Annotated in this window: 12 protein-coding genes and 1 riboswitch; of the genes, 9 read left to right on the forward strand and 3 right to left on the reverse strand. The window is 34.9% G+C overall.

The window, feature by feature from the left end:
* Positions 1–12: 12 nt before the first annotated feature.
* Complete coding sequence (locus MHB75_RS14440) at positions 13–675, reverse strand: hypothetical protein (RefSeq protein ID WP_141275124.1); 663 nt, start codon at positions 673–675, stop codon at positions 13–15.
* A gap of 245 nt (positions 676–920) precedes the next feature.
* Here MHB75_RS14440 and MHB75_RS14445 point away from each other — a divergent pair, with 245 nt between their 5' ends.
* The 3 genes from MHB75_RS14445 (at position 921) to MHB75_RS14455 (ending at position 5,864) form a co-directional block, all read left to right on the forward strand.
* Positions 921–1,871: an L-threonine 3-dehydrogenase gene (locus MHB75_RS14445; RefSeq protein ID WP_325921915.1), complete on the forward strand. Its 951-nt coding sequence runs from the start codon at positions 921–923 to the stop codon at positions 1,869–1,871.
* A 147-nt stretch (positions 1,872–2,018) separates the two neighbouring features.
* The gene (locus tag MHB75_RS14450) at positions 2,019–4,013 is read left to right on the forward strand and encodes a TcaA NTF2-like domain-containing protein (protein ID WP_340998483.1); all 1,995 of its coding nucleotides are present in this window, start codon (positions 2,019–2,021) and stop codon (positions 4,011–4,013) included.
* Positions 4,014–4,244: 231 nt separating this feature from the next.
* Entirely contained in the window at positions 4,245–5,864 is a 1,620-nt protein-coding gene (locus MHB75_RS14455; RefSeq protein ID WP_340998485.1) for a long-chain fatty acid--CoA ligase, read from the forward strand.
* Between the two features lie 344 nt (positions 5,865–6,208).
* Here the strand turns inward: MHB75_RS14455 and MHB75_RS14460 are convergent, their stop codons facing one another.
* Positions 6,209–6,766, reverse strand: coding sequence for a hypothetical protein (locus MHB75_RS14460; protein ID WP_340998486.1), 558 nt, complete (start codon positions 6,764–6,766; stop codon positions 6,209–6,211).
* 172 nt (positions 6,767–6,938) lie between these two features.
* Positions 6,939–7,433, reverse strand: coding sequence for a QueT transporter family protein (locus MHB75_RS14465; protein WP_340998488.1), 495 nt, complete (start codon positions 7,431–7,433; stop codon positions 6,939–6,941).
* Positions 7,434–7,478, reverse strand: a riboswitch (PreQ1 riboswitch).
* Positions 7,479–7,710: 232 nt separating this feature from the next.
* Between MHB75_RS14465 and MHB75_RS14470 the strand changes: the two genes are divergently transcribed.
* The 6 genes from MHB75_RS14470 to MHB75_RS14495 form a co-directional block, all read left to right on the forward strand.
* A complete protein-coding gene (locus tag MHB75_RS14470; RefSeq protein WP_340998489.1) occupies positions 7,711–8,700 on the forward strand; it encodes an ABC transporter substrate-binding protein in 990 nt (329 codons plus the stop codon).
* Between the two features lie 16 nt (positions 8,701–8,716).
* The gene (locus MHB75_RS14475) at positions 8,717–9,748 is read left to right on the forward strand and encodes an ABC transporter permease (protein ID WP_340998492.1); all 1,032 of its coding nucleotides are present in this window, start codon (positions 8,717–8,719) and stop codon (positions 9,746–9,748) included.
* On the forward strand, positions 9,741–10,538 hold the full coding sequence (locus MHB75_RS14480; RefSeq protein ID WP_340998493.1) for an ABC transporter ATP-binding protein: 798 nt from the start codon (positions 9,741–9,743) through the stop codon (positions 10,536–10,538). The genes MHB75_RS14475 and MHB75_RS14480 overlap by 8 nt, the downstream gene beginning before the upstream one ends.
* Positions 10,539–10,631: 93 nt before the next feature.
* Positions 10,632–11,803 (forward strand): IS3 family transposase gene (locus tag MHB75_RS14485; protein ID WP_340995027.1). Its coding sequence is split into 2 segments (ribosomal slippage): positions 10,632–10,893 and positions 10,893–11,803, totalling 1,173 coding nucleotides; the frame shifts between segments, so codons are not numbered across the junction.
* Between the two features lie 171 nt (positions 11,804–11,974).
* Entirely contained in the window at positions 11,975–12,430 is a 456-nt protein-coding gene (locus tag MHB75_RS14490) for a hypothetical protein (protein ID WP_325921908.1), read from the forward strand.
* 260 nt (positions 12,431–12,690) lie between these two features.
* Positions 12,691–13,041: IS110 family transposase (locus MHB75_RS14495; RefSeq protein ID WP_340998495.1), on the forward strand; the 351-nt coding region annotated here is incomplete at its 3' end.

The raw sequence follows: 13,041 nt of genomic DNA on the forward strand, positions 1-13,041 counted from the left end.
TTCAAGCTCTTTTTATACACTCAAACAAAATGGTAAATTAAATGTTTTGTTTGGCTTTAATTTTTCAAATAGATGATAGAGCATATAGTATTCAATCCCACGCGTTCTTTTCAGTGCATTGGAAGAACAACGTGTAAATTCGTCAAGTTGTTGTTTAGAGAATGCTTGCAATGCGAGAAGTGTATCTCTGCGCCATTTACTTTGAAGACGATGGATATAATCACTTGCTTTCGCGTGATTCCCACGCTCAATTTCAATTTGTGCCAAAATATAATAACGAATCTCTGCTTTTTGAATTTTTTCTGCTTCAAAAAAAGCTGCATCATAGCGTTTTTCTAACAGTAATAACAGTGATTTGAAATAAGGGTATTCTTGTTCATGCATAGGATTTTGTAATAAGTGTTCGAGGATTTTTTTCTGTTGAGGAGCGCCATCATGAATAGCGATATAAAAATGTGAATAGAGGGAAGAAGTTTGTTTTTGTGATAAGAAACGATCGATTTTTCGTATATTTCGCGTGCCGAAAATAGTATATATTTGCGGTAGCGTAGTAAATAAAAAAAGATAAAACATCGTAATCAAGACGAGAACAAATGGATGTAATCCGAAATCATTTAAAAAACTACACAGTAAGAAAGCGCCTAAAAAAATAAAAATAAGGTGTAAACGTTGCATCGCTTTTTCCTCCTTTAATGTAGTAACTATAAAATACCCCTTCATGTAGAATACAAACTGTTCTCTTGAAAAAAACAATTTGTTGAATTTTAGAAATAGAACGCTTATAATGATTTTACTAAGAAATATTGATTTTAAAGGGTTTTGGGAACGTGTTAAATGTCCTTTCTGAAAATTCAAATGTATGCTCGGAAAAGATGTCCTTTGGAAAAACACAAATGTAAACGCAACGAGGAGGAAAAAAGATGAAGAAAATAATGATTACAGGCGCGTGCGGTCAAATCGGCTCAGAGTTAGTGGAGAAATTACGAAAAGAATACGGACGTGACAATGTTTTAGCGACAGATATTCGTAAACCTGCACACTCGACAGGTCCTTTTGAAATATTAGATGTGATGGATGCGGAAAAGATGTTACAATTAGCAACTGATTTCCAAGCAGACACATTAATGCACATGGCAGCTTTATTATCAGCTACAGCTGAAAACAACCCCGTATTTGCATGGAACTTAAATATGGGTGGGCTAATGAATGCACTTGAAGTAGCACGTAAATTAGATCTTCAATTCTTTACTCCAAGTTCAATTGGTGCATTTGGTCCAACAACACAAAAAGAAAATACACCACAAGATACATTACAACGTCCAACAACGATGTATGGCGTGAATAAAGTAGCCGGGGAATTGCTATGTGACTATTACTATACAAAGTTTGGTGTCGATACACGTGGCGTTCGTTTCCCAGGATTAATTTCAAATGTGACGCCTCCTGGTGGTGGTACGACCGATTACGCAGTGGATATTTACTATAAAGCAGTTACAGAAGGCAAGTACACATCATATATTGCAGAAGGAACATACATGGATATGATGTATATGCCAGATGCGCTCGATGCCATTGTTCAATTGATGGAAGCAGATGCAGATAAATTAGTACATCGTAATGCATTCAATATTACAGCGATGAGTTTTGAACCAAGCGAGATTGCGGCATCGATTAAAAAGTATATTCCTTCATTTGAAATGGACTATGATGTTGATCCAGCACGCCAAGCGATTGCAGATAGCTGGCCAGATTCACTCGATTGTTCAGCTGCAAAAGAAGAATGGGGTTTCCAAGCAAAATATGATTTAGACCGTATGACACAAGACATGCTGGAAAAACTAACGAAAAAATTACAAAATGAAGCTTCGTAAATAGAGAAAGAGATTGCTACTCAAGCAGTCTCTTTTTATTTATTATAAAAAATTACTATTTTTCTTTATAAATATTGCTCATAAGGTTGTTTCGTTAGTACATATTGCTTAAAATAAAATTTAATGGCTAAAATTTGGAGGAGAAATATGAAAAACAAATGGAAATTTTTCATTGCAAGTGGCGCATTTGCTTTATTGTTAGCTGGTTGTGGTAAAGAAAGTACAAATCAAAAAACACAAGTATCTGAAACAGCGGAACAAACATTTATGATGTATAAACAACAACATATGAATGAGGATAGTTTAGGTAGCGGAGATTTATATATACATAAAATAGGACAAAAAGAAGATGAAAAAATTGCAAGTGACGTATTAGAACAGAACTTCCACTATAACGTAGAAAAAGACTATGTTTTATACCTATCTGATGATTATGACTTATATAAGGTTGCTTCAGGAACGTCAAAAGAAAAATTAGCAAAAAATGTTGTGACATTTGAACAGCTAAATAATAGTGATATTATTTTTTACCGTGATCAAGACGAGAATCTATATAGTATCGATTTAGGTCAAAAAGAAGTAGTTACTGAAAAAATTGGGAACGGTGTGTCGCAGTATACACTAAAAGACAAACAAATTTATTATGTAAGTAAAGATCAGGACCTTCTTGTTTATAATTTAGAAACACGTGAAGAAAAAACTATAGCAGAACAAGTGAATGCTTTTAAATTTAATGGAGAAGAACTATTTTATACAAATGAAGATAACATGTTATTTTACAAAGAAAATGAAGATAAAGAGGGCGTAAAAATAACTGGTGACAGTGTCGGGCTGTATATGGTTGAAAAGGATGCAAATGATATTTATTTTGTTTCAAATGAAAATGAAGATAATAGTCTTAAAGTAAGCGATATGAAGGATCAAAATCGTACATCAAAAATTGCAGATGATGTAATTGATTATCAAGTGGTAGACCACGAGACAATTTATTTAACAGGTGATGGTGATTTATTCACAACAGCTAAGGATCGTGACACATCGAAAAAGTTAGCAACAGATATTTCGAATTTCTCTGTACACAATGGTGAAGTATATATGCAAGATGAAGACGAAACATTGTATATGCTAAAAGATGAAAAACAGCAAAAAATTGCCTCAAATGTAGAAGAATCATATATTTCAAAAACAGGTGAAGTTGCTTATTTAACTAAAGATCATGATTTAATGGTAGACCATCAAAAAATTGAATCAGATGTACAGAGTATGGCGAATATGAATGGTACAGTTGCGTATGCAACGGATGAGAATAAATTATATTATATGAACTTGGGTAATATTGACGATGTGAAATTAGTCTCAGATGAACTTAATCATTATTCAACAGTTAGTTATTTGAATAAAGAAATCTATCGTAATACACTTTCTTTTAAAGACATCGCAGGCTATTGGAAAGCAACAGATAGTGAAGAACCAAGTTATGTTGTCATTAAAGAAAATGGTGATTTTTCAACGATGTATAGTGAAAAGCCAATTCGTTTGAAAATCGAAAAAGATAGTGCTTCATTTATGAACTTTGTAGCAGTTGGTAAGACAAGTGGTGAAGATTTGGCTGCAGATTTTACATTAGAAGACGATAAATTGACAATTCATTATTCATCATCAGAAGATGGACAGAAATTTGAACGTGTAGCAGAAGCTTCTGCTAAAGCAGCTATGAAACAATATCAACAAGAACAAACAGCGCAAGAAAAACGTGAGCAAGAACACGAATTAGCAATTGAAGAAGAAGAGATTACAAATGAGATGGATCAAACGGTTAGAAGTTATCTATCAGAATTTAGTTATGCAATGAATTCTGGTGATACAAGTAGTTTATCAAGCTATATTTCACCAAGTTCTAGTTTTTATAAAAGCCAAAAACAATATATTGAAAATAGCTTCGATAAAGGTAATGGTGTAAATGAAAATAATACAACAATTGTGAATCATGAGAAAATAAATGACAGTAAGTATCATGTAAGTGTTGATGAAGATTACACAATTTATAAAGAAGATGGTTCTTCGAAAGATGCTGTATATACAAATGTTTATACGGTAGAACGATTTGATAATGGTTGGTATATTACAGGGTTAAATGAATAAAAATAAAAACGAGGGTGGACGAAAATCCATACCTCGTTTTTAAAGTTGTTAAAACTGAATTACCATTTATAAAAATACAGTTCAATTCTTTAAAAGGTTAAAATATTCTCTATAATAATCAATTATTTTCTCTTAAAAAGCTATTTTTTGTTAGATTTTTCTTTTCCTTTTTTGTACAATGACATGTAGTAATACAAAAAATGGAATTCGACGAAGGGGAGAATGATTCGTATGATGGATACACCTTTAGTATTGACGAGTTTTTTCAAAAGGGCAGAAACGTATTTTAAGCACAAGTCGATTATTTCGCGCACATCGGATACAATGATACACCGATTAACGTACGCTGATTTTGCAGTTCGTACAAAAAAGTTAGCTGCTGTACTCGAAGATTTTGGTTTACAGAGAGGAATGAAAATCGGTTCATTCGCTTGGAATCATCATCGTCATTTAGAAGCATATTTTGCAGTTCCTTGTTCAGGTGCAGTGCTTCATATGGTGAATATTCGTTTAGCGCCAGAGCATCTCATCTATATTATCAATCATGCAAAAGACGAGATTCTATTGGTGGATGACGATTTATTACCGATTATTGAAGAAATCTATACAGAGTTGAAAACAGTTCGTGCTGTCATCGTCATGGGGGATGATGTTGATGTGTCACAGTCTACGATTCCAAATATTTTTGTGTATGAAGATTTATTAAAAGAAGCGCGTACAGACTTTGAATTTCCAGAAGATTTAGACGAAAAGATGCCAGCAGGTATGTGCTATACGAGTGCGACAACGGGATTCCCAAAAGGTGTTGTGTATACGCATCGTAGCCTTGTCTTACATGCGCTATCACTTGGTCTTGTGGAAACATTTGGTTTACAAGAGAGAGATATCGTTATGCCTGTTGTTCCAATGTTCCACGTAAATGCATGGGGTTTACCGTTTGCATGTGTGAATTTTGGTGCGACACAGGTGTTACCGGGACCACATTTTACACCGAAGATTTTGCTTGATTTAATCGAATCAGAGCGCGTTACATTATCGGCAGGTGTTCCGACTATTTGGCTTGGCATGATGCAAGAGTTAGAAAAATCAGAAGTGCCAAGAGATATTGCGTCGCTAACACGTCTTGTAAGCGGTGGTTCATCATCGCCAAAAGGATTGATTAAGGCATTTGAACAAAAGTATGGTGTGAATTTCTTAGTTGGTTATGGTATGACCGAGACGAGTCCGATTGTGTCGGTTTCGAATTATAGTTCGGAAATGGACGACTGGGATTACGATGATAAATTAGAAGCACGTAGTACACAGGGCATGACGGTATCACTCATCGAAACGCGTATTATTAATGAAAATGGTGAAGTTCCGTGGGACGGTAAAACAATGGGTGAACTTATGATACGTGGTCCATGGGTGGCAGATGAATATTACGAAGATGAGCGTACAGCAGATGCCTTTCGAGATGGCTGGTTGTACACAGGTGATATCGCAGTTCGTACACCACAAGGCTATATTAAAATTACGGATCGTACAAAAGATTTAATTAAGAGTGGTGGAGAATGGATTTCTTCTGTTGATTTAGAGAATGCGCTCATGACACATGATGCCGTATTTGAAGCAGCAGTGATAGCAGTTCCTCATCCGAAATGGCAAGAACGACCACTTGCTTGTGTTGTAACGCATGAAAAACCAGCAGATGAAGCAGCTTTAAAAGCCCAGTTGTTGGCTTATTTAGAACAAGATTTTGCGAAATGGTGGCTTCCAGATGATGTTTTATTCTTAGATGAAATTCCAAAAACATCGGTAGGTAAATTCCTAAAAGCAAAATTACGTGACGAAATTAACGAATATATTTAAGAATGAAAAATAGACTAAGATTGAGACTGAGATAAAAGTATTTTCAATAGAGCAAATCCCGTATGATTTTTGAAAAATCATACGGGATTGTTCATTCATATCAATTTTCGCTTCGAAAAACGAATAGAGGTAGGCAAGAAAAGAACGCAACGTCCTGTTGCAAATTTTGCCCCACTACATCACGTAGCGTTCGGGCATGGCTTCAAACTCCTCGTCACTACGTTCCTGTGGGATTTTCAGCTCATGCTATTCCCGTAGGAGTCGTTTTCTGCGCGTTCAATTGATTTAATTATTCGTGTTTGAGATCCATTAATTTTGTTCTGGTCTAGGCATATTATTCATTTTTAAAAAATGGTATTGATTACATCATTAAATGAAAAGTTTTTAGTAATGCTAATTACACTATTTTCTATAAAAATCCCGGAATATAAAGAAGTCGCAGAAGTAATTGTTACCGTAAATTCTTTATATTTATAAACAGCTTCAAAATTATTACCGATACCAGATATTTTTTTAGGTTTTCCAAGATATTTAATAACATCAGACCTTTTAAAGGAGTTGCTTGGATAAATTTTATCTATCTTTGTCACAATATCTTTATTAGTAACATAATATCCTTTCATCATTTCAAAATGATATGTTGGATTTTCAGCGCCATCTATAAGCTTATAAACTCGTCCATCCATCAAATAATATCCGCGTTTAGATTCTAGAGATTTTAATTTCTTATAAGTCATATTAATATGTCCTTTTGAGTCAGGAAGCTTTCCTTTTTTTAAATGACTAGCAAATTTTTTGTTAATTTTAATAGTTTTTGCATAAGCTTCTGTTGTATTTACATGAATCAAAAAAGAGAAAGTAAATATAAAAATCATTACTCCTAACACCGCTATTTTTTTCATATAGCACCTCCTATATTCAATATTACTAATAACAAATTTAGAAATAAATAGTAAATTTACGCTATAAAAGTAAGTATGATTACAGGGGTTTTTAAGTTTTAAAATATTATACATAAAAAATCTCGCATGAAATATAAAATCATACGAGATTTTCGTTATAAAAGTACTTGTATTACGCATCCATTAACTTTCTAAAATGAACGCGTTTGTTTATAAGTAACATGATTGGAATGGCGATCAGCATAACGATGGCTTCACCAATTGCGACTGTTAACCAAGTATACCCGAATGGTAAATCGAAAATGATGTTTAATTCCCATGCGATGAGCCACATCATGAATGAGAAGACAACCGTATTAAAAATCATACGTGCCACAATTGATTTGATGAATTTTGCGGATAGGATTGTAATACCTAATGATAAAACAGTCTGCCCTACGCCGAATAATAAATCAATCGGTCCATTCGGTGAAAAGAGGTTAGTAATAAACACACCAATCACGATGGCGTAAAAATATTTTTTATTAAACACAATTAATTGGTTTAAAATCTCACTAAAGCGCAATTGAATCGCTCCAAATGAGAGGGGAGCAAGAAGGAGTGATACCGCAATGTATACAGCTGCGATAATACCACTTGTCGCAAAAAATTTCGTTTTCATATTCATTTCTCCTTAGTTTTTTTTCGTGGGATGGTTACGAACCACGTCGAACATACTTCATCATAAACACATCAAAAAACAATGTAAAGAATTATTTCATAGGCAAATAATTCAGAAAAATTAATTTTTGATAAATTCTTCAAAACATTGATACACCAACGCTTTAACGCATTAAACCTCAACGATTTAGTGCATAAAATTATCGGAACATTCATAATTTTATTGACTATTCAATTTTACAATAATTAAGGTAGAAAGCTACATATATTGGGAGGGCTTATAGATGAAGAAAAAGAGTATGTTGTTGTTACTTGTAACAGCAGCCACCATGCTAGTCTTAGTTGCTTGCGGTAAAAAGGACGAAACGCAAGACGAAAAGGCAAATGCAGATGAGAAAACGTATAAAGTTGGTATTTTACAGTATGTAGAACACCCATCTTTAAATGAAGCAACAAAGGGTTTCAAAGCGGCACTGAAAGAATCAGGGTTAAAGGTAGAATATGACGAACAAAATGCACAAGGTGATCCAGCGAACAATACAACAGCTGCGAATAATTTAGTTGGTGCAGGAAACGACTTGATTTTCGCAAATGCGACACCTTCAGCACAAGCAGTTCAAACAGCAACAGCTGATATTCCTGTGTTATTTACATCTGTAACAGATGCAGTAGGTGCAGAATTAATTCAATCAATGGAAAAACCAGGCGCGAACGTAACAGGAACAGTAGATACACATCCTGAAGCGATTCCGAACACAGTGAAGTTCATTGCGAATGAATTAAAAATAAAAAAATTAGGGATGGTGTATAACGCAGGTGAGCAAAACTCACGCGCACAAGTTGATATCGTGAAAAAAGAAGCAAAAAAATATGGTGTAGAAGTAGTAGAAGCTTCTGCGAATACATCAGCAGACGTAAAACAAGCAACTGAATCATTAGTAAGTAAAGTAGACGCTTATTACATCATTACAGATAACACAGTAGTTTCAGCGCTTGATTCTGTATTAGATGTAGCAACAGATAAAAAGATTCCAGTAATGGTTGGTGAACTTGATTCAGTGAAGCGTGGCGGTTTTGGCGCATACGGTTTCAGTTATTATGATATCGGTTATGAGGCAGGACAAATGGCTGTTCAAATCTTAAAAGATGGTAAGAAGCCAGCTGATATTCCAGCAGCATACCCAGCTAACTTAAAATTCGAAGTAAATAAAGAAACTGCTGATAAATTAGGCATTACGATCAACAAAGAGTGGAACGCAGAAGAAGTAAAATAAGAGGAGATGATTCTACATGTTTGTAGCGGTATTTGGCTCTGTAGAGCAGGGAATCATCTATGCAATTATGGCGCTCGGAGTGTATCTTACATTCCGAGTTTTAGATTTTCCTGACTTAACAGTAGACGGTAGTTTTGTAACAGGGGGCGCAACAGCAGCGACGATGATTACACTTGGATATGATCCAATCATCGCAACACTGTGCGCAATTTTAGCAGGTTTTATTGCAGGAAGTATTACAGGGATTTTGCATACAAAAGCAAAAATCAATGCATTATTAGCAGGGATTTTAATGATGATTGCATTGTATTCCATTAACTTGCGTATTATGGGTTCGACACTTGAAAATGGAATTGGGCGACCAAATATTCCGTTATCAAATGCGACAACACTTTTTACAGAGATTAGTGCATTTTGGAAGAGCTTAGGTATTGATAATGCCATTAACAATATGTTACGTGGAATTGGATTTGAACAAACACCGAATACATGGGGGACAGTATTCTTCATGGTGATTGTGACCTTTGCGATTAAATTTGCGGCAGACTGGTTCTTGAAAACTGAAAGTGGTCTCGCATTACGTGCTACAGGTGATAATAAGAAGATGATTCGTAGTTTTTCAGCGAATACAGATATATTGATTATTTTAGGTTTAGGGCTATCAAATGCGTTAGTTGCGCTATCAGGTGCATTAATTGCACAGTATAGTCGTTTTGCAGATGTACAAGCAGGTGTTGGGATGATTGTGAGTGGTCTCGCTTCTGTTATTATCGGTGAAGCAATTTTCGGTACAAAGAGTGTTATGCGTACAACATTAGCTGTTGTATGTGGTGCAGTTATTTACCGTATTGTGATTGCGCTTGCCATGCAAATCAAAATCTTCGATACAGGAGATTTAAAATTATTAACAGCTGTCATTGTAATTATCGCACTTGTATTACCGCGCGTAATTGATAAGCGTAAAGAACAGAAACGAAAAGCAAGACGAAAAGCCGAGAAGTTGGCGATGCTAGCACAGGCGAAAAAGGAAGGTGAGACCATTGCTTAAATTAGAGCACATTAATAAGATTTTTAATGAAGGTACACCCGATGAAAAGGTAGCGCTGCAAGATATTCAATTAAGTTTAGAACCAGGTGATTTCGTAACGATTATTGGGAGTAATGGGGCAGGTAAGTCGACAATGATGAACATGATTTCAGGTGCATTAACACCCGATTTAGGTTCGATTCATATTAATCATCAAGATGTGACGCGTTTACCAGAATATAAACGCTCACGTTATATTGGACGTGTCTTCCAAGATCCAATGGCGGGTACTGCACCGAATATGACGATTGAAGAAAACTTGGCAATTGCCTATTCACGTAATAAATCGCGTGGTTTACGCATTGGCGTAAATCGCAAAAGAAAACAACTGTTTAAAGAAGCACTTGCTTCACTTGGACTTCATTTAGAAAATCGTTTATCTGCAAAAGTAGGTTTATTATCAGGTGGGGAGCGACAGGCATTGTCATTATTAATGGCAACTTTTACAAAACCAGATATTCTCTTGTTAGATGAACATACAGCGGCACTTGATCCATCACGTGCGGCACTTATTACGAACTTAACAAAAGAACTAGTTCATAAAGATAACTTAACGACATTGATGATTACACATGATATGCAGCAAGCCATTGATTTAGGTAATCGACTTATTATGATGGATAAGGGACAAATTATTTTAGAAGTGAGTCCAGAAGATAAAGTGAATTTAACGATTCCAGATTTAATGAAACAATTCCAAAAGATTCGCGGTGAAAAGATGGTATCAGACCGCGTACTGTTGGCGACTTAAATTGAAACTATGATGATAGTCTAAATTATGGACACAGTAAATTGGGAGTTTATAAAGTATAATAGTCTCAATAATTTACTAGGAGTGTCTAAAATGACCAATCGAAAAAGTTACGACAAAGAATTCAAATTAGAGGCAGTACAGTTAGTTGAAAGTGGCAAGAGAGTTGCGGAAGTTGCACGTGAGCTAGACCTTGCGGAACAAACGTTACACAACTGGGTTAGAAAATTTGGTAAAGATGGAGAAGCTGCTTTTGTTGGTAGCGGAAATTTAAAACCAGAGGACAAGGCAAATAAAGAGTTACAAAAAAGAATCCGTGATCTAGAAGAGGAAAATGCCATCTTAAAAAAGGCTATGAGCATCTTTGCAAAAGACCAGAAGTAATTTATGACTTTATTCAACAGCACCGACACGAATACCGTGTGGCAAAGATGTGCGAAGTATTAGGTGTTTCAAGAAGTGGTTACTATGAGTGGCTGAACCGCCCAAAAAGTAAGCAAAAAGAGCGTAAAGAAAAGTTAACAAGCCAAATAAAACGAGTGTATTTAGATTCCAGAAGAAATTATGGTAGTCCTAAAATCACAAAACAATTGAATTCGGAAGGAGTCCATGTATCACAAAAAACAGTATCGAGAATTATGAAAAATGAAGGAATACGTTCAAAAACAGTGAAAAAATACAAAGCGACGACGAATTCAAAACATAATCTACCAATCTATTCGAATCTATTAGACCAGCAATTCAAAGTAGACCGACCTGGGAAAGTATGGGTAGCGGATATTACGTATATATGGACAAGTGAAGGATGGTTGTATCTAGCGACAATTATGGAGCTGTTTTCAAGGAGAATTATCGGATGGGCGATGGATGCGAGGATGACAAAAGAGTTAGTGATTCTTGCCTTAAAACGGGCAATTAGAGCTCAATCTCCAACTTCTGGACTTATTCATCACTCTGATCGTGGGAGCCAGTATGCATCGAAGGAATACCAACAAGTATTACGAACTAACGGAATCATCACAAGCATGAGCAGAAAAGGAAACTGTTACGATAATGCATGTATTGAGTCGTTTCATAGCGTGATCAAACGAGAACTAGTTTTTCACGAAAAGTATAAAACGAGAGATCAAGCCAAGAAAAGTATCATTGAATACATCGTTAGTTTCTATAACTACAAACGGATCCACTCATATACAAATTATATGTCGCCAGTTGCATACGAAAAGCAATATTTCGAAGTTTTACAGAAAGCTAGAGTCATATAATCTACCCCTTTTAACCTCACAAATAATTTAAGGGTTACGCCCCTTAAATTATTTGTGAGGCGAGCAAGCGATAGCGCGATAGATTCAGAGCGAAATCTCAATTTCCTCTGTCCATTTTCTTGACATAGTATCACTAATATATTATAATAATCTAAAAAAAGAGGGATTAATTTGAAGAAAAAAATTATTTTATTTTTAATTATGTTAACTATCTTTAGTGCTCCTATATTATCAGATACTAAAGCCTTTGCTATTTCTGAATCAGCAGCTAATAAAAAAGTAGATATAAATTTTAGTAATATGTCCTCAATGGTAGGTTATTTAGATAGTAGAGCAATTATTATTATTGTAAATAATAGATCATCAAAACCAATTTATATTCAAAAATCAGGTAATTATTATGATGATTTTTATCCTAGATTTAATAGGAAGCTTACATTACATGAAAAAAAGAAAAAATATTATAAAGTAAAACCTAAAACAGAAGAAGTTATTGGATTTTTAGCTAATAAACCTTTAAGTTTAGATAAAGAAGACGGATATGTGGGTATTAAGTATAAATATGGTAATAATAAGAAAAAGACAAAAACTTTTATACAATATGGTGGTGTTCATTTCTTTTATTAAAAAATTAAATCTCTATAAAAACATACTAAGATTAGTAGCACAGACCAAGGCCACGGTTTGTGCTACTATTTTTTATAGTAGAAGTGAAGAAAAGCCGACCAGGCTCTGGGATCATTTTAGAATCCGTATTTAAAACCGGCTAACTTCACACCCTTATTTGAATCAGTTTAGTCTGTTGGGTCCAAGAGATCGTGTATAAGAAAGTGGAATCGATAAGGCAATGTGAAGACTTCTATAATTGGCGAAAAAGGAGAAATTAGATGAAACATGTCATTGCGTTAGATGTCAGTAAAGGGAAAAGTACAATCGCGATTTATAATCGTAATCGTCAATGTGAATTCGAAGGTGAGCTGTACCACACACGTGTTGATTTCAATCGTTTACACGAACGAATAGATGCACTCGCTAAGTTAGATGGACAAGTCCCTGAGATCGTATTTGAGGCAACAGGCATTTATTCCAAACCTGTTGAGGCGTTTTTTAAAGATAATGGCTATGCATACTTTCGCATGAATCCACTTGAAGCAAATTTACAAATGGCTACGATGCGTCGACATAAAACGGATATAAGCGATGCTCATGAACTCGCAAAAACACATTTCAAAATGGAA

The sequence above is a fragment of the Kurthia sp. FSL E2-0154 genome (assembly GCF_038003625.1).
GTDB classification, from domain to species: domain Bacteria; phylum Bacillota; class Bacilli; order Bacillales_A; family Planococcaceae; genus Kurthia; species Kurthia gibsonii.